Source organism: Amycolatopsis sp. cg13 (genome assembly GCF_041346965.1).
In the GTDB taxonomy this organism is placed as follows: Bacteria; Actinomycetota; Actinomycetes; order Mycobacteriales; family Pseudonocardiaceae; genus Amycolatopsis.
This window is the reverse complement of sequence record NZ_CP166848.1, coordinates 7,129,431-7,151,136: the sequence shown is the minus strand read 5'-3', so window position 1 is coordinate 7,151,136 and position 21,706 is coordinate 7,129,431. Positions and strand designations below refer to the sequence as shown.

The 21,706-nt window shown below is 69.3% G+C and carries 19 protein-coding genes and 1 pseudogene; 6 read left to right on the top strand and 14 right to left on the bottom strand.

Going from position 1 to position 21,706, the window contains the following annotated elements:
* The first annotated feature begins 15 nt into the window (after positions 1–15).
* Complete coding sequence (locus tag AB5I40_RS33620; RefSeq protein WP_370934219.1) at positions 16–1,944, top strand: hypothetical protein; 1,929 nt, start codon at positions 16–18, stop codon at positions 1,942–1,944.
* A gap of 4 nt (positions 1,945–1,948) precedes the next feature.
* On the opposite strand, the gene ilvA is transcribed toward AB5I40_RS33620, so the two are convergent.
* The gene (gene ilvA / locus AB5I40_RS33615) at positions 1,949–3,154 is read right to left on the bottom strand and encodes a threonine ammonia-lyase (protein WP_370934218.1); all 1,206 of its coding nucleotides are present in this window, start codon (positions 3,152–3,154) and stop codon (positions 1,949–1,951) included.
* Between the two features lie 95 nt (positions 3,155–3,249).
* Between ilvA and AB5I40_RS33610 the strand changes: the two genes are divergently transcribed.
* Positions 3,250–3,525, top strand: a complete 276-nt coding sequence (locus AB5I40_RS33610) for a hypothetical protein (RefSeq protein ID WP_370934217.1) — start codon at positions 3,250–3,252, stop codon at positions 3,523–3,525.
* A gap of 489 nt (positions 3,526–4,014) precedes the next feature.
* On the opposite strand, the gene AB5I40_RS33605 is transcribed toward AB5I40_RS33610, so the two are convergent.
* The 10 genes and pseudogenes from AB5I40_RS33605 to AB5I40_RS33560 all read right to left on the bottom strand — a co-directional run.
* Positions 4,015–5,172 carry a cystathionine gamma-synthase gene (locus AB5I40_RS33605; RefSeq protein ID WP_344279839.1) on the bottom strand — a complete coding sequence of 386 codons (1,158 nt, stop codon included), beginning with the start codon at positions 5,170–5,172 and terminating at the stop codon, positions 4,015–4,017.
* 103 nt (positions 5,173–5,275) lie between these two features.
* The gene (locus tag AB5I40_RS33600) at positions 5,276–5,938 is read right to left on the bottom strand and encodes a hypothetical protein (RefSeq protein WP_370934216.1); all 663 of its coding nucleotides are present in this window, start codon (positions 5,936–5,938) and stop codon (positions 5,276–5,278) included.
* Between the two features lie 85 nt (positions 5,939–6,023).
* Entirely contained in the window at positions 6,024–6,569 is a 546-nt protein-coding gene (locus AB5I40_RS33595) for a hypothetical protein (protein WP_370934215.1), read from the bottom strand.
* Between the two features lie 227 nt (positions 6,570–6,796).
* Complete coding sequence (locus AB5I40_RS33590) at positions 6,797–8,254, bottom strand: hypothetical protein (RefSeq protein WP_370934214.1); 1,458 nt, start codon at positions 8,252–8,254, stop codon at positions 6,797–6,799.
* A gap of 115 nt (positions 8,255–8,369) precedes the next feature.
* Positions 8,370–9,740: a cystathionine beta-synthase gene (locus tag AB5I40_RS33585; RefSeq protein WP_370934213.1), complete on the bottom strand. Its 1,371-nt coding sequence runs from the start codon at positions 9,738–9,740 to the stop codon at positions 8,370–8,372.
* 33 nt (positions 9,741–9,773) lie between these two features.
* Positions 9,774–10,676 (bottom strand): pentapeptide repeat-containing protein, encoded by a 903-nt coding sequence (locus tag AB5I40_RS33580; protein ID WP_370934212.1) that lies wholly within the window; start codon positions 10,674–10,676, stop codon positions 9,774–9,776.
* The gene (locus tag AB5I40_RS33575) at positions 10,673–11,545 is read right to left on the bottom strand and encodes an asparagine synthetase B (RefSeq protein ID WP_370934211.1); all 873 of its coding nucleotides are present in this window, start codon (positions 11,543–11,545) and stop codon (positions 10,673–10,675) included. Before AB5I40_RS33575 ends, AB5I40_RS33580 begins: the two co-directional genes overlap by 4 nt.
* Before the next feature lie 146 nt (positions 11,546–11,691).
* On the bottom strand, positions 11,692–12,639 hold the full coding sequence (locus tag AB5I40_RS33570; protein WP_370934210.1) for a cytochrome d ubiquinol oxidase subunit II: 948 nt from the start codon (positions 12,637–12,639) through the stop codon (positions 11,692–11,694).
* A gap of 18 nt (positions 12,640–12,657) precedes the next feature.
* Positions 12,658–13,053, bottom strand: a complete 396-nt coding sequence (locus AB5I40_RS33565; protein ID WP_370940668.1) for a cytochrome ubiquinol oxidase subunit I — start codon at positions 13,051–13,053, stop codon at positions 12,658–12,660.
* A 165-nt stretch (positions 13,054–13,218) separates the two neighbouring features.
* Positions 13,219–13,919, bottom strand: a pseudogene (locus AB5I40_RS33560) (cytochrome ubiquinol oxidase subunit I); the annotation flags it as partial.
* A gap of 245 nt (positions 13,920–14,164) precedes the next feature.
* Between AB5I40_RS33560 and AB5I40_RS33555 the strand changes: the two are divergent.
* Positions 14,165–15,352 carry a sensor histidine kinase gene (locus AB5I40_RS33555; RefSeq protein WP_370934209.1) on the top strand — a complete coding sequence of 396 codons (1,188 nt, stop codon included), beginning with the start codon at positions 14,165–14,167 and terminating at the stop codon, positions 15,350–15,352.
* A complete protein-coding gene (locus AB5I40_RS33550) occupies positions 15,349–16,125 on the top strand; it encodes a response regulator (RefSeq protein ID WP_370934208.1) in 777 nt (258 codons plus the stop codon). Before AB5I40_RS33555 ends, AB5I40_RS33550 begins: the two co-directional genes overlap by 4 nt.
* Here AB5I40_RS33550 and AB5I40_RS33545 read toward each other — a convergent pair.
* Complete coding sequence (locus AB5I40_RS33545) at positions 16,021–16,584, bottom strand: cytochrome P450 (protein ID WP_370934207.1); 564 nt, start codon at positions 16,582–16,584, stop codon at positions 16,021–16,023. The genes AB5I40_RS33550 and AB5I40_RS33545 overlap by 105 nt on opposite strands.
* A gap of 81 nt (positions 16,585–16,665) precedes the next feature.
* Between AB5I40_RS33545 and AB5I40_RS33540 the strand changes: the two genes are divergently transcribed.
* The gene (locus tag AB5I40_RS33540) at positions 16,666–16,911 is read left to right on the top strand and encodes a hypothetical protein (RefSeq protein ID WP_370934206.1); all 246 of its coding nucleotides are present in this window, start codon (positions 16,666–16,668) and stop codon (positions 16,909–16,911) included.
* Between the two features lie 316 nt (positions 16,912–17,227).
* Positions 17,228–18,448, top strand: coding sequence for an acetyl-CoA C-acetyltransferase (locus AB5I40_RS33535; protein WP_370934205.1), 1,221 nt, complete (start codon positions 17,228–17,230; stop codon positions 18,446–18,448).
* 177 nt (positions 18,449–18,625) lie between these two features.
* On the opposite strand, the gene AB5I40_RS33530 is transcribed toward AB5I40_RS33535, so the two are convergent.
* Entirely contained in the window at positions 18,626–20,158 is a 1,533-nt protein-coding gene (locus tag AB5I40_RS33530) for a DHA2 family efflux MFS transporter permease subunit (RefSeq protein ID WP_370934204.1), read from the bottom strand.
* A gap of 185 nt (positions 20,159–20,343) precedes the next feature.
* A complete protein-coding gene (locus AB5I40_RS33525; protein ID WP_370934203.1) occupies positions 20,344–21,621 on the bottom strand; it encodes a YeeE/YedE family protein in 1,278 nt (425 codons plus the stop codon).
* Between the last annotated feature and the right edge of the window lie 85 nt (positions 21,622–21,706).

Here is a 21,706-nt window from a genome sequence, read left to right as displayed (position 1 = left end):
GGAGCCGCAGAAACCATGACCCGGCCACCGGAGCCGCACACTCCTGCCCAGCAGCAGGAGCTCGTCCAGCAGATCGGCCAGGCGGCCGCTGCCGCGCTGCCCGCTGGCTGGCAGCAGCTGCAGGTCGTCTGCCGCGCCGCGGGGCGGCACGTGGAAGTGGACGTCAACGTGCTCGCCCCGGACAACCGGACCTACCCGGTCCAGCCGCATCCGGAACTGCCGCGGCTGTTCGGCGCGCTGCGCACCGGGATGTACCAGCCGGGCCGGGGCACGTGGCTGAGCGCGACCCTGGTGTTCTCACCGCAGCGGCCGCCGTTCGCGGACTACCAGCCGGACGTCGAACCGCGCTGGCGGCAAGTGCCACCGCCGATCGGCTTCCAGGACGAACTGCGCTTCTTCCCGCGCGAGGACCGGTTCGTGCCACCGTGGCTGCGGCAACGGGCTGGTGCGGTGCCTCCTCCGCCGGTGCCTGGCGCTGCCGTGCCGGTGCCTGGCGCTGCTCCGCCTGGTGCCGGGCAGCCGGTTCCGCCGCACGTGCCCGGCTCCGGCCCGGCGGTTCCTCCGCCATTGCCGAGCGCGGGGCAGGCACCGCCGCCGTTGCCGCTGCCTGGTGCGGAACAACCTGCGGGCGCTGCGCGCTCTGTTCCCGTGGGCGAACCCAGCACGCCACCACCGCTGCCCAGCGCCGAACAACCTGCAGACTCTGTCCCCGAGCTCCCCGTGGACGAGCCGAGCACGTCTCCTCCGCCGCCCAGTGCAGAGCAGGCTGCAGACACTGCGCAGCCTGTTCCCGCGCTTCCCACGGACGAGGCCGCCTCGACTCCCCCGCTGCCCAGTGCGGAACAGCCTGCAGAGCCCGCGGACTCTGTTCCCGCGCTCCCTGTCGACGAGCCCAGCACATCTGCTCCGTTGCCCGACGCGGAGCAGCCTGTCTCCCCGTCCCTCGCGGAGACAGCGGCTACTACCCCGGCATCCGTCGGCGACGAGGCGCAGTCCGAGCCCAGCGAAGTCGCGGCGGCCGAGATCGCTGCCGAAGCCTCCGAGCCGGAAGCAGCACCTGCCGAGGCCCCCGCGAATGATGCGCCCGAGCCGGAAGTCGTTGCGTCCCAAGGGCAACCGGCAGACGAGCTGCGCACTCCGCGCGTCTACGACGGGTTCGACGAGGCGGGGAATCCGGTCGTCGAGCGGGAAGCGTTGTCGCCCGAGGAGCGCGAGCGAGTGCTCGGCTATCTCAACAAGGCGCCGGTCATCCTGGCGTCCCGCAACAACGACACGGACGCCTTCGATCCATCCCGCACGGACGCTGTTCCGCTGAATTTCCGCACCGACGGCAGCTGGGTGTGGCCCGGCGCGGTCGGCTATTACCTGCGTGAGCACGGGATTTCGCCGGATCCTGAGCTGGTCGAGCACATCCGGGCAGCCGGATACACCGTGCCGGAAGTGGACAAGGCCACGCAGCAACGGATGCTGGCGGCGATGACCAGCCCGCCCGCCGAGGAGAGCCGTCCGGAACCGCAGAGTGCGCCGCGGGATCCCGATGAGCTGGTGAGCGAGATCGCGACGGCACTCGCCGCGGCGGCTCCGCAGGGGTGGCAGCAGATCGTCTTCGACTTCATGGCGCTGGGCAGGCACGCGAACCTCGCCTGCGGCGCGCGGATGGCCGACGGCAGCACGCAGCAGGTGCCCGTCGCGCGGGAGCTGTCGAAGCCGTTGGCTCAGCTGCGGCGCAGCAAGTACGTCCAAGGCCGAGGTACCTGGTACACGCTCTCGCTGGTCATCGACCCGCCGTCAAGTTACCAGGCCAGCTTCGACGAGGACGACGAACCGGCTTTCCACACACCTCCCCGGCCCGAGGATTACGCGCTGGACCAGGAGCTTTACCCGCGCGACGAGGACTACCTGCCGCTGTGGTTCAGCCTCCGGCTTCCAGATAGTCCACAGTAGACACTCAGGGGACGATCGTGAACCCGGCGTCGGCGAGGGCGGCTTCGACGTCCTTGCAGTGCTCCGGGCCGCGGGTTTCCAGGGCAAGGGCGACGTCGACCTCGCCGAGCGCCAGGCTGCCGGAAATGCGGGAGTGCTCGACGTCGAGGACGTTCGCGCCCAGCTCCTTCACGCACGACAGCACCGAAACCAGCGAGCCCGGACGGTCCGGCACCCGCAGGTGCAGCTTCAGGTAACGGCCGCCGGCGGTCATGCCGTGCTGGATGATCTGTTGCAGCAGAACGGGATCTACGTTGCCGCCGGAGAGGATCGCCACCACCGGCGGTTCGAACGCGCCGGGGTGCTGCAGAAGCGCGGCCATTGACGCGGCACCCGCCGGTTCCACGACCAGCTTTCGTCGCTCCAGGCACAGCAATACCGCGCGCGACAAGGATTCCTCGGTGACCGTCACGACGTCGTCGACCAGCGACTGGACGTGCGCGTAACTGATCTTGCCCGGCTCGCCGACCGCGATGCCGTCCGCCATCGTGTGCACCTCGCGCAGCCGGACCGGCGCACCGGCCTCCAGCGAGGACGGATACGCGGCGGCGTCTTCGGCCTGCACGCCGATCACGCGGATCTCCGGGTGCAGTGCCTTCACCGCCGCTCCGACCCCGCCGACCAGCCCGCCGCCGCCCGTCGGGACGAGGATCGTTTTCACGCCCGGCACCTGTTCGAGAATCTCCAGGCCCACGGTGCCCTGACCAGCGATGACATCGGCATGGTCGAACGGGTGGATGAAGACCGCGCCGGTGCGCTCCGAGAACGCGATGGCTTCGGCGAGGGTTTCGTCGACGACGGCGCCGTGAAGGTGGACTTCCGCGCCGTAACCGCGAGTCGCGGCGAGTTTCGGCAGCGGAGCGCGCAGCGGCATGAAGACAGTCGAGGAAATGCCGAGCAGCGACGACGCCAGCGCGACCCCCTGCGCGTGGTTGCCGGCACTGGCCGCGACGACACCGCGCGCGCGTTCCTCGGCGGTCAGGCCGTGGATGCGGGTATAGGCGCCGCGGATCTTGAAAGAGCCGGTGCGCTGCAGGTTCTCGCACTTGAGGTACACCGGGCCGCCGTGCGGCCGGCGCAGGTCGCGGGCGTGCTCCATCGGCGTGACGCGGGTGATGCCCTCGAGAAGCTTCCGAGCTTCCTGGATGCGCTCGACGCTGACCAGTTCCATGGCGCCGATGATGCCACCGACGGACGGCCGGGGTGCGCCGCCCGCCGGACCGGTACCCTGATAACGGCAGCCACACATGATCAGGGAGTGCGACCATGGCACGCGCGCAGCACGGGACCACCTCCCGGGCCAAGTCCCGAGCCCAGTCCCGCACTGGTCTGCTGCCGCTCGCCGCGGGCATTCTCTCCGCGGTGGCCCTCACCGGCGCCGCCTTCGCGACAGTCGAAGCGGCCGCCTGCACCGGCCCCGCCCAGTACATCCGGCACGACAACCACATCGAACTGGTCGGCGGCTGTGTGAACGGCAGCGAACTCCCGGCCACGACCGGGACCCGGCAGGCCAATGCGATGCGGGAGAACAGCAAGCCCTGACCCTGGCTGAGGTTTCGGCTGGCGGTGCTTGATTTCGCCGGGTGTGTCAGGCGAGACGGGGAAGTTGTTCGCGGGAATGGCGATTAGCGGGATTCGCCCGCTGAAGTGCCCGGGAACGGGCAAGAACTCCGGGCGGCAGCGGTTGGCCGATGCGGCTGAGCCGAAGCCGCGCACCGGATTGCGCATGAGGGACCGCTTCAACCGCGGTCCGCAGCGCGTGCCGGTGAAGGTTGAGTTCGAGTGCCAGCCCCGTGTCGGCCAGCATCGGCACGAGCGCACGGGCTTCTGGCGGGGTAGCGGAGTCGCCTGACAGCGGGCAAGAACTCCGTCCGGCAAGCAGCTTTCGGCCAAGCAACCCCAGTCGAGGCCATTCGCTGGACTCCGGGTTCACCAAAGCGGATTCGGCTGCCGTTCAGCACGAACCCCGGTCATCCCAGCCAGGAACGGGGCACCGGAAACCAGCCGGTGCCCCGCCCAGGCAAGATCAGCTCAGCCCAGTGCCTGCGTAAGGTCGGCCACCAGATCGCGCCCGTCCTCGATGCCCACCGAAAGCCGGATCAAGTCCTCCGGGACCTCGAGGGTCGAGCCTGCCGTCGAGGCGTGCGTCATCTTCCCGGGGTGCTCGATCAGGCTTTCGATCCCGCCGAGCGACTCCGCCAGCACGAACAGCTTCGTGCGGGACGCGACTTCCAGTGCGGCTTCCTCGCCGCCCGCGACGCGGAAGGACACCATTCCGCCGAAGCGGCGCATCTGCTTCGCCGCTACCTCGTGGCCGGGGTGTTCCGGGAGGCCGGGGTAGTAGACCTTGGTGACCTTCGGGTGCTTCGCCAACGTGCGGGCGACCAGGTCCGCGTTGTCGCTGTGCCGCTCCATCCGCAGGGCCAGCGTCTTGAGACCGCGCAGGGTGAGCCACGCGTCGAACGGGCCGGGGACGGCACCGGCGGCGTTGCGCAGGTAGAAAAGCTGCTCGCGCAGTTCGTCTTCATTGGTGACGACCGCACCGCCGACGACGTCCGAGTGGCCGCCCAGGTACTTGGTGGTCGAGTGCACCACGATGTCCGCGCCAAGGGCCAGCGGGGTTTGCAGGTATGGCGTCGCGAAGGTGTTGTCCACGACCAGGCGGGCGCCCGCGTCGTGAGCGGCACCGGCGAGCGCGGCGATGTCGGCGATGCCCAGCAGCGGGTTGGTCGGCGACTCGCACCAGATCAGCTTGGTTTCCGGGCGCATCGCGGCCCGTACGTCGTCGATGCGGCTCAGGTCGGCGACCGTGTGCTCGACGCCCCACAGGCTGAGCACCTTGTCGATCAGCCGGAACGTGCCGCCGTACGCGTCGTTGCCCAGGACCAGGTGGTCGCCGGGGCGCAGGACTGTGCGGAGCACCGCATCCGAAGCCGCCATTCCGGACGCGAAGGCCAGCGTGTGGCGGGCTCCTTCGAGCGAGGCGAGGGCTTCCTCCAGCGCGGTCCGCGTGGGGTTCGCGGTGCGCGAGTACTCGTAGCCGCCCTCGCGGGTGCCGCCTACGCCGTCCTGCGCGTACGTGGACGTTTGGTAAATCGGCACGATGACGGCACCCGTGCGGGGATCGGGCTGCTGCCCGGCGTGGATCGCGCGTGTTTCAAAACCCAGGACGGAGTAGTCGTCGGCCATGGTTCCCAGGGTACGGGGCACCCCCGACAATCCCATCAGCTGGGAGGCAACTCACCATGCGGGAGAGGCTGCCGGTACAAACTCGCACCGGCAGCCCCGCGGGTCACCAGCTCTGCGGCGGCGGGTACGCGCCCTGCTGAGCGGGCGCGCCCGGACGGTAGTTGACCCAGTCGGCGGTCGGCTTCACGATCGCCAGCACCAGGGTCGCGATCGGCGGGATCAGCCGGGCCAGTGCACCGCCGATGCTCTCGCCGAGGAACTGCGCGCTGTTGCTGTGGAAACCCGACGTCGCGGCCGAGAAGATGATGACCGACACGACCCCGAACGCGATCGTCAGCCCGCAGCCGATGATCGTGCACAGCCGAGCGGACGGCTTGTGCAGGAACAGGCCGACGCCGCCGTAGAACAGCAGGCCGACCAGCACCGCGTTGACGACCAGCGTCAGGTAGAGCTGCCAGAGCAGCACGTGGACGCTCGAGACCAGCACGACCGAGCCGATGACCGCGAGCACCGCGAAAACGCCGCCGATGATCGCGAGAATCCCCGCGATGATCGCCGTCGCGCCGTTCGGCTTCTGCTGATAAACACCAGGCCCGCCGGGGTAAGCCGGGTACGGCTGGCCCGCGGCAGGCGGAGCGAACGGCTGCTGCGGCGCGCCCGGGTACGGCTGGGCCGGCGTCGGCTGGCTCGCCGGGTACGGCTGCCCGGGGAACGGGCCGCTCTGCGGCTGCTGGGGCTGGCCCTGCGGGTTCTGGGGGTAGGTCACGGGGAGTCCTCGGTATATCTGTTCCCGCCGGGCGGCGGGTGGAATGCCTGTATGGTGCCAGGCTCGTCCCGTTTTCGGGGCGGAATTACCACTGTCGCGAGGGTGACGAAGCAGGCACCACGGGTACGCGATAACGCAGGTAGCCGAAGGTCCGCGGCAACCCCGCCAGCACGAGCACCAGCAGCACCGCGGCCGCCAGCGCGACGCGGTCGAGCGCGGCGAAATTTTCGAAGCGCAGCAGCGTCCGGAAGTAGTGGACGTACGCCGGGGAACCGCCGAGCGCCGGCTCCAGCAGAAGCGCGCCGAGTGCGAGCAACGCACCCGCGATAAGCAGTACCGCGCCCGCTGTCGCACGGAAAAAGGTCGCGATCGCGCCGAGCAGCAAGACCAGCGAAGCGCCTAGGTACGCGGCGAGATCGGCGAGCGTCAACGGGGAAAGATCACCGAGGCTGAAGCCGGACGGAATGTCGAGGAACAGCCTCGCCGGAAGATAGCCCGACGTCGCGGCGGCGATCAGCCCGAACAGCCCGGCGGCGATCGCGGTGCTCCCGTTCGGCCGGTACGGCACCGGATCCGCCACGGGAGATTCCCGTTCCCGCTGCCGTGCCGGAAGTCCGTGCAGGCCGCTCACGGGAGGTCCCCCTCGGGATGGGAAGGCGATTCGGACGGCGCTCACCCTAGCCCGGAAATGCGCGGTTGGGGACCGGCACGAGCGCATGTGCGCCGCAATTCCCCCGGCTGCCGGAACGGCCGGGAAAAGGCCACCACCTTTCCCGGAATCCCGCGAAAAACGGACCGGAAACGACGAAGGGCGCCGCCGTCGTGAGACGGAGGCGCCCTTCGCGGAAATTCAGCGGCTCACCACTGCTGCGGCGGCTGCTGGCCCGGCTGGCCGTACCCGGGAGGAGGCTGCTGCCCCGGCGGCGGGTACTGGCCCGGCTGGCCGAAACCGCCCGGCTGCTGCGGCGGCTGGCCGTAACCCGGCTGCTGGCCCGGCTGGCCGTAGCCCGGAGGCGGCTGCTGCCCGAAGCCCGGCTGCGGATTCGCGCCGCTGCCCGGGTTCGGCCCGCCCGGCTGCGGGAAGCCCCCGCTGCCCGGGTTGGGTCCGCCCGGAGGCGGGAAGCCGCCCGGCTGCGGCTGGCCGAAGCCCGGCTGTCCGCCGCCGAAGCCGCCCGGCTGCTGCGGTCCGCCAGGTCCGCCCGGACCGGCCGGCCCTCCGGGGCCGCCCGAGGACGAGCCGAGGCCGACGTACTGCGAGGTCGCCGGGATGATCGCGACCACGCCGACGATCAGGATGATGATGCCGAGGATCAGCGTCAGCATGCCGCCGCCGCTCGTCGCGCTGGAACCCGCGCCGCCGTACTTGTCGGCGAAGGAGCTGCTGACCGAGGTCCCGGACTTCGCCAGGATCGAGAACAGCAGCAACAGCACACCGCCGACCAGCACCGCGATCGGAGCGAGCTTGCGCATCACGGCCGCCCGCGAGGCCATCGCCAGCGCGACGCCGCCCGCGAGCGCGACCACCGCGCCGACCAGGATCATGATCACGTACAGCCAGAGCGTGCCCGGCGAAGCGAGACCGGCCTCGTCGAACAGCTTCTGGTACCGGCTCGAGCTGTCGTACAGCTTCGAGTAGTCGCTGGTGTCGCTCATGTAGCTGAACGAGACGATCAGCGCGATCAGGCCGAGGACCGCGACGACGCCGCCGGCGATGTAGCCGTACAGCGCGTTGCCGCCGCCGCTCGAGGGCGCGGGGGACGCGCCGAACGGAGCGGGCTGGCCGAAGCCCGGTTGCCCAGGCTGCCCGGGCTGGCCGAACGCGCCCTGCGGCGCAGCGCCGAAGCCGCCCTGGTCGTATCCGCCCGGCTGGCCGAAGCCCTGCGGCGGCTGGCCCGGCTGACCCGGCTGCCCGGGCTGACCCGGCTGGCCGAAGCCCTGCGGGGCGCCGAACCCGGCGACCGCGGCCGGGTTGTCCGCTGCGCTCGGCGGCGGGGCGTACGGGATGTTCTGCGGCTGCTGGCTCGGCGGGACGAGCTGCGTCGACTCGGCGTTGCCCTCGGCGCTCACGGGGTTGACCACCTGGGTGGCGTTCGCGTCGGCCGGCTGTCCCGGCTGCACGACCTGCGTCGGTTCCGGGGTGTCGCCGAACGCGCCGCCGCCGTGGGACGGCTGCTGCGGCTGGCCCGGCTGGACCACCTGGGTCGGCTCCGACGCGCCGAAGGGACTGTCCTGCTGCGGTGTAGGACCACTCGACGGGCCCTGCGGCGGCTGCTGTCCGCCGTCCCAGGGCTGGTTCGGTGGCTGCGGAGCACTCATGTGGGTCTTGAACCCCCTTGACGAGGACGCGAAAAAGTTCTATTCGGCCGTAACGCTATCGGATGCCCGGCCGGGACGCGCGCAGACGCCCCGGCCGGCAGCCGTGAGGTTAGCCCTATCGGCCCGCGAGGAACGCGAGCAAATCGTGCCTGGTGACGACGCCCGCCGGCTTGCCGTCGATCAGCACCAGCGCGCCGTCGGCCCCTTCGAGCGCCTTCATCGCGGCGCTCACCTGCTCGCCGGCCCCGATCGTCGGCAGCGGCGGCGACATGTGCGTCTCCAGCCGGTCGGCGAGCTGGGCCTTGCCGGTGAACAGCGCGTCGAGCAGGTCGCGCTCGTTGACCGCGCCGACCACCTCGGCCGCCATGACCGGCGGTTCGGCGCTGACCACGGGCATCTGGCTCACGCCGAATTCCGACAGGATGGCCACCGCCTCGGCGACCGTCTCGTTCGGGTGCGAGTGCACGAGGCTGGGCAGCGCGCCGGACTTGCGGGTGAGCACGTCGCCGACGGTCGCGCCGGAGGAGTCCGGCGGAAGGAAGCCGTAGGACGACATCCAGGCGTCGTTGAAGACCTTGGTGAGGTAGCCGCGGCCGCCGTCGGGCAGCAGCACGACCACGACGTCGTCCTCGGTCAGTCCCTCGGCCAGCTTCAGCGCGGCGGCCACGGCCATCCCGCACGAACCGCCGACCAGCAGGCCTTCCTCGGTCGCGAGCCGGCGCGTGGTCTCGAACGAGTGCGCGTCGCTGATCGGGATGATCTGGTCGGCGACGTTCCGGTCGTAGGTTTCCGGCCAGAAGTCCTCGCCGACGCCCTCGACCAGGTACGGCCGCCCGCTGCCGCCGGAGTACACCGAGCCCTCGGGATCAGCCCCGACGACCTGGACGCGGCCGTCGCTGACCTCCTTCAGGAACTTGCCGGTGCCGGAGATCGTGCCGCCGGTGCCGACGCCCGCGACGAAGTGCGTGATCTTGCCGTCGGTCTGCTTCCAGATCTCCGGGCCGGTGGAGTGGTAGTGGCTGGCCGGGTTCTCCGGGTTGGCGTACTGGTTGGGCTTCCACGCGCCCTCGATCTCGCGCACGAGCCGGTCGGACACGTTGTAGTACGAGTCGGGGTGCTCGGGCGCGACCGCGGTGGGGCACACGACGACGCGGGCGCCGTACGCGCGCAGCACGTTGCGCTTGTCCTCGCTCACCTTGTCCGGGCAGACGAACACGCACTGGTAGCCCTTGCGCTGGGCGACCATGGCGAGCCCGACCCCGGTGTTGCCCGAGGTGGGCTCCACGATCGTGCCGCCGGGCCGCAGCTCTCCGGAGGCCTCGGCGGCCTCGATCATCCGCAGCGCGATCCGGTCCTTCACGCTGCCGCCCGGGTTGACGTACTCGACCTTGGCGAGCACGAGCGGCTTGAGCCCCTTGGCCAGCGAGTTCAGCTTGACCAGCGGGGTGTTGCCGACGAGGTCCACGATGTGTTCTGCGTACTCCACGCGACCAGCCTAAACAGACGGGTGCCGGACCGGCTAGCGCGGGACCAGGCGGAGCCAGCCGTCGTTGCCGGGTTCCTCCGCCCATCCGGCGGGCCAGCCGCGGCGGTATCCGGGCTTCGCGAGGGCTCCGGCCAGCCGGACTTGCGCGTCCTCGGCGAATTCCGCGTGCTGGTGAAACTTCGCGCCGCGGAATGCGTCGCGTTCGCCGCCGATGACTACGCCGCGGAAGTCCGCGCGTTTCTCGAAGGTCGCTTCGGTGAAATCCGCTTTGGTGCGGAATTCGGTGTGACAAAAGGTTGATTCTTCGGTGAACGTGGTTTCGTGGCAGACGATGGAACGGATCCGGCAGTAGGTGAGGGTCAGCTCGACGAGCCGCGCACCGGAGAAGTCGAGGTCGATGTCCGGCCAGTAGGACCCGGTCGGCTCCTCGCCGCTGCCGGGGCGCAGGTGCAGCATCAGGATCCGCTGCGCGGCCTTGCGCACCTGGACCTCTTCGAGGGTGCCGTCCAACGGCATCCGCAGGTACGCGCAGACGACGTTGACGATGGTCTGCCGCTGGTCCGCGTAGTCCTGGGCCAGTCGTTCGAGCGCGTACAGCCCGGCCAGCCGGACCGGGGCCTTGTCGCTGCCGAGCTGGTCGGCGGCCTTGCCGTACATGTCGGTGATCCGGCGCTGGGTGGCGTCGTGGTCCTTCTGTTCCAGATCCAGTTCCGCGGACCGCTGCCGCCGCGCCGCGAGCAGGAGCGCGGCCGCACCGCCGGTCCCGACGACGATGCTCGAGGCCGTGCGCAACGCGTCGAGCCGCGACGAATCCGCCGGGGTGCCGCCGCCGAGCAGCCACAGCAGCAACGCCGCCGCGACCGCCGCGAGCAGCACGATGCCGGTCCCCCACCACGCGATCGTGCGCGTGGACAACACCCGGTTGCGCTCTGTCACGCAGGAATCGTCCCACGGAGACTGGGCGGTTCAGGTCGCCTTCGGTCTTTCGGCGTGAAGGTTTTCCTTCTCGTCAGACAGCCGGAGCCCGGCCTGAAGTTCTCGCTCGGGAAGAATGAAAAGGCCGTTTCGCGCACGGTCTGGACAGTTTTTCGCTCGTCGTCAGTGTGCGGCGCGGCTTCCAGCGTCCAATAGGCGCGCTCGGCACATCCCGAACGGTCCACGGTCACTGTCGCGCCGGGACGGACCCGCTGGAGGCCGCGGAAGACTCCGTGCCCGGGGGTGCTGGTGAAGGCCAGCAACTCCCGGAGCCCGTCCGCGTCGACGACCGCGTCGACGACCGCGTCGACGAGCGGATGTGCCATGACGGCCTTGGGTTCCGAACCGAACACCACGCCGTTCGCCGTCAGGTAGTAGAACAGGGGCTTGGCTCCGAGCCGGTCCCGCACCAGCAGAAGGTGCTGCCTGCGTACGTCCCACACCGCGAACGCGAACATTCCGTCGAGATGACGCGGGCACTGGTCGCCCCATTCCAGGTAAGCCAGCAGCAGCACTTCGGTGTCGCCGCGGTGCCGGAACCGGTGCCCCCGGCTGCTGAGTTCTTCTCGCAGCTCAGCGAAGTTGGCAATCTCGCCGTCGAAGCTCACCACGGCCGCGGGCTGACCGTCCTCGACCGCGGCCATCGGCTGGCGGCTCCCGCCCGGGTCCAGCACAGCCCGCCGGCGATGCCCGAGCACGGCGTGTGTGTCGGCCCACAGGCCCTCCTCGTCCGGCCCGCGCAAAGCAACGGCGCCGAGTTGGGACATCACGATCCGGCGATCCCTGGTGAGATCCCGGTCGAAGTCCACCCATCCCGCGATACCGGCCATCCGTATCGTCCTCCCCATCGTCGCGGCGCCGTGCCCGGGCGGCACGCGCACAGCCGATGTTCACAGGGAGTTCTTTGCCGTCGTTCAAAAGCAGTTGGAGGCGATGAAGCGTCCGGGTGAAAGCAGCGCGGCGGGAGCGGGAGCGGTCAGAAGAACGTCGGGCTTTTCCGATCGACCGGCGAACGATGCATCCACCACAGCCACCCCTGCACGAGCAGGATCAGCGGCACCGTCACCGCGGCGAATCCGCCGAGCACCTTCAGCGTGCCGTAGTCGGCCGCGGCATTCAGGATCTCCGGAGCCGATCGGATCCCGACGAGCAACACCGGCGTCGCCGCGGCAAAAGCCGTGGCGGCGAACGTGGCCCACGGCCGACGGCCAGTCAGCAGAAGCCCTCCGGCAGCCGCCACCGTGAGCAGCACGACTGGCAGCACGCGATTCGCCGCTGACGGCACCGCGCCGGACAAGACACCGACGAGCACCGCGAGCACCAGCAGGGCTGCGGCGACCCAGCGAAGCTTCCTGGCGACGGCTTTGGCTCGTTCAGCGACCACGACGGGCGCGCGGACCATGAGGAACGCCGCCCCGTGCACCGCGAACAACACGGTCACGACCACCGCCCAGAGCAGCGGATAAAACCCGATCATGCGCGCCGCGTTCACGACGCCGTGCTCGGGAAGGCCGCTGAGCAACGCACCGACCAGCAGCCCCCAGAACACAGCGAAGGCCGTGCTGGACAGCACCAGCGCGGTATCCCACCAACCCCGCCATCTCGGCGTCCCGATCCGGCTGCGGAACCACACGCAGGCGTCGCGCACCAGCCAAAGCAGCAATCCCGCCGTGATCAGCGGATAAAGTCCATTGAGGACACTTCCGTCCAGCGCCGGGAACGCGCCGAAAAGCACGCCGCCGGTGGCCACCAGCCAGACCTCGTTCCCGAGGAAAAAGGGCCCGACGGCAGCGAACACCGACCGCCGCTCGAGTTCAGTCCGGCCGGCCCGGCGAAGCAGCATGCCTGCTCCGATGTCGAAACCGTCCAACGCGAAGTAGCCGGCGAAAAAGAGCCCCAGCAGGGCGAACCACACGAGATCCACGTTTCGTCCTCCCTCCGGCTACAAGCTCAGTACTGGCGGCTCGGTTTCCTGCGCGGATTCAAGGCTCGCGCCGAATACGGTGTCGTCCGGTCCCCGCCGCACCTGGCGGGCGATCAGCCAGTAGTCGATCGCCGCGAGCACCAGCAGCACGGCGGTGAACGCCACGAAGGAGATGAACACCGTGCTGCCGCTCACCTCGGAGACGGCCTTCTCCGTAGTGACCACCCCGTACACAGCCCACGGCTGCCTGCCGATCTCCCGGACCAGCCAACCGCCGATCACCAGCAGGAACGGCACCGGAATCAGCGCGACCAGCAGGTACAGCGGCACCCGGATGCGCACCACCCAATTGCGGAACAGCAGCACCAGAAAGACCGACAGGGTCAGCGCCAGCACGAACGACGCGTTCACCATGACCTGATAGGGAATCGAGATCCACGAAGGCGGCGCGTAGTTCCCCGGCCCGAACTGGGCGGCCAGGTCTCGTTGCGCCGCGGCGATTCCGGCTGGGTCTTGGTAGATCGTGGCCAGCTTCATCGGCTGGTTCTGCTCGATGACGTTTTCCTGCATGAAACCGAAATGGATGATCGCGTACGCCGCGATCGGAGCCACCGCCAGCCCGAAGCGCAGCGACCGGCGAAACACCTCGGTCTCGCCGGTACGCTTGATGAAGTGCCATGCGCTGACGCCGGCGACGAACAGCCCGCCGGCAAGCAGTGCGGCGAACACGATGTGCAACAACGAATCCCACAAGTTCGGGTTGGCCATCAACGCGCCGAAGTCGGTCAGATAGCCCACCCCGTCACGCATTTCGTAGCCGACGGGATGCTGCAGGAACGCGTTGGCCATCAGCACCCAGAAGGTCGAGAGGTACGCGGTGATCCCGACCAGCCAGATCAGCGCCAGATGAACCTTCTTGGGCAACTGGTTCCAGCCGAACAGCCACAAGCCGAGAAACGTCGACTCCAGGAAGAAAGCGACCAGCGTCTCCAGCGCGAGCGGCGCGCCGAACACGTTTCCGGTCACCTTGGTGACCCCGCTCCACGACATCCCGAATTGGAACTCCATCACCAGGCCGGTGATGATGCCCAAGCCGTAGTTGATCACGTAGATCTTGCCCAGAACTTGGTCATGCGGCGGTACACCCGCTTTCCGGTGACGACCCACGCGGTCTGCATGGCCGCGACGAACGGGACGAGCCCCAGTGACAACGTCACGAAGAGAAAGTGAATCGACGTGGTCGTGGCGAACTGCAGCCTGGCGAATAACAGCGCGTCCATCACTCGATTCAGTCTGCCGGGGAAGGCATTGCGCAGTCGTCCAGCCACGGTGGACACCCGTGCTACTCCGCCGGGCGTAGTGCCCGCCGCCTGGCTGCTCCCGCGGGAGTATCCGGTCGGGCCCGGCCTTTCCCGCGCGCCGCGATCGCGAGGGGATCCCTGATCAGGTCGTACCCCGCGGGACGCACGAGCGGATACTTCCTGCGGCCCATGACAGTTTCGGTCCGCCCCCATACGGTAGAAAAATGCGCTGGAGCGTGAACCGGCTGCCCGGGTGGGCCCGGAACGAGGCTTGGGTACCGCTGGCGGTGGTCGCGACGACCGTCATCGGCACCGTCATCATCGCCGCGGACTCCCCGCCCGGCAGGCTGCCCGCCGGGGTGGGCTACCTGTTGCTCATCGCGGGCTCCATGCTGCTGGTGTTCCGGCAGCGGGCACCGGTTCTCACCGTCGCCGTCGTGCTGGCCTGTTCCCTCGCTTACCAGGCGCTGAACTATCCCGGCGGAGCTTCGACCATCCCGCCGGCGATCGCGCTGTACAACGCGGTCAGCACCGGCCGCCGGATCACCGCGGTGATCGGCTCCGTGGTCTACCTCGCCGGCACCTTCGCCCTCGGCGACCTGTGGGACCGGGCGCCCAGCACGCAGGGCACAGTCTGGTTCGTCGCATGGCTGGTCGTCATCGTGGTGATCGGCGAGGTGGCCCGCAACCGGCGGGAGCACTTCGCGGCGGTGCGAGCGCGCGCCGAGGAAGCCGAACGGGTGCGAGAAGAGGCGGAGCGCACCAGGGAAGAAGAGGCGCGGCGCCGGGTCAACGAAGAACGGCTCCGCATCGCCAGGGAACTCCACGACGTGCTGGCCCACAGCATCTCGATGATCAACCTCCAGGCCGGGGTCGCGGCGCATCTGCTCGACCGCAATCCGGAACAGGCCAGAACCGCGCTGGTCGCCATCAAGCAGGCGAGCAAGGAGGTGCTGATCGAGTTGCGCGACACGCTGGGAATGCTTCGCCAGGTGGACGAAGAAGAGTATCCGTTGGCCCCCGCGCCCGGTCTGGCCCGCCTCGACGAACTGGTCGAGCGAGCGAACGCGACCGGTCTCGACGTGAAAGTCACCCTGTGCGGGGACGAAAAAGAACTGCCGCCCAACACCGACCTCGCGGTGTACCGGATTGTCCAGGAGTCGTTGACCAACGTGATCCGGCATGCGCGCGCCGAACGAGCACAGGTGCTGCTGAGCTTCAGCGAACGAGATCTCGTCGTGGAGATCAAGGACAACGGGAGCGGCTCCGGCCCTGCCTCGCCCGGCCTCGGCAACGGTCTTCTCGGGATGCGGGAGCGAGCCCGGGCGGCAGGCGGCGAGCTCACCGCGGGACCAGGAGCCGAAGGCGGCTTCCTCGTGCACGCCCGGCTGCCGGTCCGGAGTGCGCTGTGATCCGGATACTGCTGGCCGACGACCAGAACCTGATCCGGGCCGGACTGCGCGCGCTGCTGGATTCAGAGCCGGACATCGAGGTGGTCGGCGAGGCGACGGACGGCAACAGCGCTGTCGCGCAGACGGCTGCGCTGCTGCCGGACCTGGTGCTGATGGACATCCGGATGCCCGTGCTGGACGGCATCGAGGCCACCCGGCGGATCGCGGAAGATCCCGTCCTCGCCTACGTGCACGTGGTCATCCTCACCACGTTCGAGCTCGACGAGTACATCTTCCGAGGTCTGCGCGCCGGGGCAAGCGGCTTCCTGGTCAAGGACACCGATCCGGCCGAACTTCTGCAGGCCGTGCGAGTGGTCGCGGCGGGCGAGTCCTTGCTCTCGCCGAGCGTGACCCGCAGGCTGATCGCCGAGTACGTCGACCGCAGCGCGGAACAGCAGACCGAAACCGCGCCGGCGCTGGGACTGCTGACCGAACGGGAGCGGGAAGTGGTCACGCTGGTGGCCAAAGGCCTGTCCAACACCGAGATCGGCGAGCGCATGGTGATCAGCCCCGCCACTGCCAAGACCCACGTCAGCCGGTCCATGTCCAAAGTGGGCGCGCGAGACCGGGCACAGCTGGTGGTCTTCGCCTTCGAGTCCGGGCTCGTGCGGCCGGGCTGGAAATCCGTCTCACCAGCGGACCGGCAACCGGGTAAGCCCGCGCATGAGGTGCCCGGAACGGACGCCCAGCTCGGCGGGACGGACGGCCAGCCGAAGCGCGGGAAAACGCCGTAGCACCCCGGCGATCGCGATCTCCAGCTCCAGGCTGGCCAGTCCCGCGCCGAGACAGAAATGCGGGCCGCGGCCGTAGGTGAGGTGCCGGTTGTCGGCACGAGTCACGTCGAACCGGTCGGCGTCGGCGAAGACGCCGGAATCCCGGTTGGCGGAGGAAATCGCCGGGAGCACCGCGTCGCCCGCCGAGATGGTCACCCCGCCCAGCTGGACGTCTTCGGTGGCGATCCGCAGAAGCCCGCCTCCCGCGGTGGGCGCGTTGTAGCGGAGCAGCTCGTCCACCGCGCCCGGCAAGAGTTCCGGGTGCTCGCGCACCAGCGCCGTCTGCCGCGGATGCCGGAGCAGGCACAGGAACACCAGCGTCAACTCGTTGACAGTGCTGAGAAAACCACCGGTCAATACGGTCGCCACGAGCATGACCAGCTCGTCCTCGGCGAGGGTGTCGTCCTGGTCGGTGACCAAGTCGCTGATCAGGTCAGCGAGCTACGCCTTCAGCGCGGCCCGCGCCTCCTCGACATCGGCGGCAAGACGATCCACGTCGACGTGACCGAGCAGAATCCCTCGTTCTGGTACCACAGCGAGTACGGGCTCGGCCTCCTGATCTGGCGGTTGCCCTGCGGACGCGTGGCGATCGGGCACGACGGCAGCCTCCCCGGATTCCGCACTTTCATGGTCACCACGATCGACGGCGCGCGTCGCGTCCAGTTCTCCGAGAACGTGCTGTTCAACGACCCGAGCGGCGCGCACTGGCTCGCCGAGTACGGCGTCATGACCACCGCCCTCTGCTGACCCGCCGGTCTCGCCCGCTCGGCCGTGCCACCTCCCCGGTCGCGGCCGGGTGGGCGAACGCCGCGTCAGCGGACGAGATCCGGGAGGCGGGCTCCGGCGCTGGTGAACGCGGTCTTTTCGGGATGGCGGGTCAGGGACGACCAGTGCGAGGAATTACCGGCCCGGTGAGAATCCACACCTGGCCGCGCTCTGTCACAGCGCAAATCCTCCCACGGGCGCAGGGTGGTGCATGTCGCCTTCGGCTTTCGGACGGACGCCGGAGGCGGCAAGATGGTGAGCAACCGCTTAGTGCCGCCGACCCGAGGATGTGTCTGTCATGCCCGAAGCCGTCATCGTCTCCACCGCCCGCTCCCCGATCGGCCGCGCCGGGAAGGGCTCTTTGGTCGGGATGCGCCCCGACGACCTCGCCGTGCAGATGGTGCGCGCGGCGCTGGACAAGGTGCCCCAGCTGGACCCGGCCGACATCGACGACCTGATGCTCGGCTGCGGGCTCCCCGGCGGCGAGTCCGGCTTCAACATGGGCCGCGCGGTGGCCGTCGAGCTCGGCTACGACCACCTGCCCGGCTGCACGATCACCCGGTACTGCTCCTCCAGCTTGCAGACCACCCGGATGGCGCTGCACGCGATCAAGGCGGGCGAGGGCGACGTCTTCATCTCCGCGGGCGTCGAGGCCGTGTCGCGGTTCGCCAAGGGCAGCTCCGACTCCTGGCCGGACACGCACAACCCGCTGTTCGCCGACGCCGAGGCGCGCACCAAGGCGACCGCCGAGTCCGGCGCGGACAGCTGGCAGGACCCGCGCGAGAACGGGCAGCTGCCGGACGTCTACATCGCGATGGGCCAGACCGCGGAGAACCTCGCGCGGCTCAAGGGCATCACCCGCGAGGAGATGGACGAGTTCGGCGTCCGGTCGCAGAACCTCGCCGAGAAGGCCATCGCGGACGGCTTCTGGGCCAAGGACATCACGCCGGTCACGCTGCCCGACGGCACGGTCGTGTCGAAGGACGACGGGCCGCGCGCGGGTGTCACGATCGAGGGCGTGTCCGGGCTGAAGCCGGTCTTCCGCCCCGACGGCCGGATCACCGCCGGCAACTGCTGCCCGCTCAACGACGGCGCGGCGGCGGTCGTGATCATGTCCGACACGAAGGCGCGCGAGCTGGGCCTGACGCCGCTGGCGCGCGTCGTGTCCACCGGCGTCACCGGGCTGTCGCCGGAGATCATGGGCTACGGCCCGGTCGAGGCGTCGAAGCAGGCGCTGTCCCGCGCCGGACTGTCCATTTCGGACATCGACCTCGTCGAGATCAACGAGGCGTTCGCCGCGCAGGTCATCCCGTCCTACCGCGACCTGGGCATCGACCTCGACCGGCTGAACGTCAACGGCGGCGCGATCGCGGTCGGCCACCCGTTCGGCATGACCGGCGCGCGGATCACCTCGACGCTGATCAACTCCCTGCAGCACCACGACAAGCAGTTCGGCCTCGAGACGATGTGCGTCGGCGGCGGCCAGGGCATGGCGATGGTTCTGGAGCGGCTTTCCTGAATCCTCGGCCCGGCCACGGCCTGGCTCAGCTCCCGGAAAAGTACGTGAGGGGAACCCTGAGGGAATCTGATTCCCTCAGGGTTCCCCTCACGTACTTCGGGAGTGCGCTTCCGCCTGAGCAACGAGAAAGGGCCGCCCGCGAGCGCAACGCGGACGGCCCTTTCCTCAGGTGAAGCGTCAGTGCATCGGCACCGGCGGGGCGACCTCGCCGGGTTCCGCCGCTGCGGGAGCCACGCGCTTCTTCGGCAGGAAGAATGCGGGCACCAGGCACAGTGCCAGCAGGACGGTGCCCCACAGGAACGTCGTCGCGAACGACTCGCCCGCGAGGCCGGCCGCGGCGTCGTGGGTGGCCGGGTTCATCGTCGCCGCGGTGGCGACCAGCTGACCCTGGCTCGTCGGGACGCCGAACTTTCCGGCGAGCAGCGCCGCCAGGATGATCGACATCACCGCGGACCCGATCGCGCCCGCGGTCTGCTGCAGGATGTTCGTCGCGGTCGAGGCCTTCGCCATGTCCTTGGACTGCAGCGTCTGCAGCGCGGCCGAGGTGATCGGCATCATCGTGCAGCCGAGGCCGAGCCCGACGACGAACAGCGCGGCCAGCAGCAGCGGGTACGACGTGGTCGCGGTGACCTGGGTGAACGCGATCATGCCGACCACGATCAGCACCAGGCCGGGCACCACGATCTTGCGCGGCGCGATCTTGTCCGCCAGCCGTCCGGCGACCGGCATCGACACCACCGCGCCGAGGCTCTGCGGCACCAGCAGCAGACCGGCGTGCAGCGCGGTTTCGCCGCGCACCAGCACGAAATACGTGGGCAGCAACAGCATCGCGCCGAAGAATCCGATGCAGAACACGGCCATCGTGATCATCGCGACCGAGAACGACCGGTTGCGGAACAGCTTCAGGTCGATCAGCGGATGCTCCACCTTGCTAGCGCGGAGAACAAACGCGACCAGCAGCACGAGCCCCGCCAGCGCGGGCAGCCACACCTCGAGTGCGGTGACGGTGCCGGTCGACGGGATCCGCGAAACACCGAAGATCAGCGCCGCGAGGCCCGGCGACACCATCAGCATGCCGAGGAAGTCGAAGCGGCCGGACGGTTCCGGGTCGTCCTTCGGCAGCAGCTTCAGCGCGAGCAGGAAGGCGATCAGGCCGATCGGGACGTTGATGTAGAAGATCCAGCGCCAGCTCACCGAGTCGACCAGCCAGCCGCCCAGAATCGGGCCGCACATCGGGCCGAGCAGCATCGGCACGCCGAGCACGGACATCACCCGGCCGATCCGCTGCGGGCCCGCCGTACGGGTCAGGATCGTCATGCCCGCGGGCATCAGCATGCCGCCGCCGAGGCCCTGGACGACGCGGAACGCGATCAGCGATTCGACGTTCCAGGCGAGCCCGGCCAGCATCGAGCCGACCAGGAAGGTGCCGATCGCGAGCAGGTACAGCCGTTTCGTGCCGAACCGGTCGGAGGCCCATCCGGTGACCGGGATGACCGTCGCCAGCGCCAGCATGTAGCCGGTCGCGACCCACTGGATGGTGTCGAAGGACGTGGTGAACTGAATGGTGAGCTTCTGAAGCGCGACATTGACCACGGTGGTGTCGAGGATCGCCATGATGGCGCCGAGCACCACCACGGAAGCGACCTTCAGCACTCCCCGGTCGAGTTTGTCACCGGCATCCGGCGCGGCCGGATTCGCTGGTGCGGACATGCGGAACCCCATCTGTTAGTGGTGAAGCGCAAGCCCGCGACGCGACAATACGACGGCGGTTCCCCCTTGCGCGCGCTCCAGACTAGCCGAGCGGCAAGCGGCGACGCAGCCTTTTTCGCTGGCGGAAGAACTGCGTGGGGACTTTTCGCGCCGTCGCGATGACCTGCGAAAAGCCCCCACGAGGGTCAGCAGATACTGTCCGTGCGCACCGGGTTGCCCAAACCGAACAACGGCCGCAGCTTCAGCCCGATCCAGGTGCCGAAAAGCGCGAACGCGCCCCACAGCCAGCCGTGCAGGCTGCCGACGGAAATGCCGCCGAGGTAGGCGCCGATGTTGCAGCCGTTCGCCAGCCGCGCGCCGATGCCCATCAGGATTCCGCCGAGAATCGCGGCGACGGCGGTGCGCCACGGGATCGAGCTGTGGATCTTCCACGCGCCCGCGGCCGCCGCGGCGACGAACGCGCCGATCATGATGCCGATGTCGGTGAGGCTCGTCTTGTCCTGCCAGATCGGCTTGGACAGCGACGTCGCGTTCGCCTTCAGCTGCCAGAACTCCCACTGCTCCGGGTGCAGTCCGAACACCTGGAGAATTTTCGCGCCCCACAGGCTGAACGCGCTCGTGACGCCCCAGATGCCGCCGGAAACCAGGTACACCGCGCCGGCCAGCACGCCGAGCACGACCGCGCCGACGAGGATCGGCCAGGAGCCGCGGAAGATCCGCGCGAACCCGCGCGCGGTCGGGACGGTGTCGACCGGCGGCGGCACCCGGCGCTTCTGCACCAGCCGGGTCGCGAAGACGATCGCGAGGAGCACCGCGATCGTGATCGCCCACGAACCGAACCAGCCGACGTGATCCGACAGGAGGAATCCGGAAACCTGCGGCCAGCCGGTGAAAAGCGGGTAACCCCAGGTGTAGAGGACCGATCCGGTGATGAAACCGCCGAGGGTCAGCACGATCGTCGACTGGCCGGCCCCGACCGCGAACAGCGTCCCGGACGCGCACGCGCCGCCGAGTTGCATGCCGATGGCGAACAGCGTGGCTCCGACGAACAACGCGAGCCCGATCGGCCCGACGTTCGCCACCGGCACCGGTTTGCTGCCGAAGAGACCCGCGCCGGTGCCGCAGATGAGGGCGATGAGCGTCGCGGCGGTGCCGAGCAGGAGGGTGTGCGCGCGAAGACCCTGACCGTTGCCGACCGCGATCAGCTGCCGCCAGGCGGACGTGAACCCGAAGCGGGAGTGGAAAAGAGCGAGGCCGAGCAGCAGCCCGAGCACGAGCAGGACCCCGAACTTCGCACCGTGCGCGGCCCAGACGTACGCGGTCAGCCCGACCGCGAGTACCGCGGCGACGGCCAGCGGGACGATCTTGACCGGCTCCTCCGGTTTAGGTGCCGGAGCCTCGCAGGAGGTCGGGAAATCGAGCAGTTTTCGCTCGTCGACAGGGGAATCGGTGGTCGCCACCACGTCTCCTGGGGGTGTCGGGGATCAACGGGACCCGCCCGGCGGCGGGCGGCGATCCACGTTAGGTCCGCGCGGGCGCCGCACGCAG

Excerpts from the sequence above, each read along its gene's own strand:
- AB5I40_RS33565 (WP_370940668.1), bottom strand. The coding sequence starts at position 13,053 with ATGGTGAACGCGTCGTTCGTGCTGGCGCTGACCCTGTCGGTCTTTCTG.
- ilvA (WP_370934218.1), bottom strand. The coding sequence starts at position 3,154 with ATGGAACTGGTCAGCGTCGAGCGCATCCAGGAAGCTCGGAAGCTTCTC.
- AB5I40_RS33605 (WP_344279839.1), bottom strand. The coding sequence starts at position 5,172 with ATGGCCGACGACTACTCCGTCCTGGGTTTTGAAACACGCGCGATCCAC.
- AB5I40_RS33590 (WP_370934214.1), bottom strand. The coding sequence starts at position 8,254 with ATGAGTGCTCCGCAGCCACCGAACCAGCCCTGGGACGGCGGACAGCAG.
- AB5I40_RS33610 (WP_370934217.1), top strand. The coding sequence starts at position 3,250 with ATGGCACGCGCGCAGCACGGGACCACCTCCCGGGCCAAGTCCCGAGCC.
- AB5I40_RS33530 (WP_370934204.1), bottom strand. The coding sequence starts at position 20,158 with ATGTCCGCACCAGCGAATCCGGCCGCGCCGGATGCCGGTGACAAACTC.
- AB5I40_RS33555 (WP_370934209.1), top strand. The coding sequence starts at position 14,165 with ATGCGCTGGAGCGTGAACCGGCTGCCCGGGTGGGCCCGGAACGAGGCT.
- AB5I40_RS33620 (WP_370934219.1), top strand. The coding sequence starts at position 16 with ATGACCCGGCCACCGGAGCCGCACACTCCTGCCCAGCAGCAGGAGCTC.
- AB5I40_RS33575 (WP_370934211.1), bottom strand. The coding sequence starts at position 11,545 with ATGGCCGGTATCGCGGGATGGGTGGACTTCGACCGGGATCTCACCAGG.
- AB5I40_RS33535 (WP_370934205.1), top strand. The coding sequence starts at position 17,228 with ATGCCCGAAGCCGTCATCGTCTCCACCGCCCGCTCCCCGATCGGCCGC.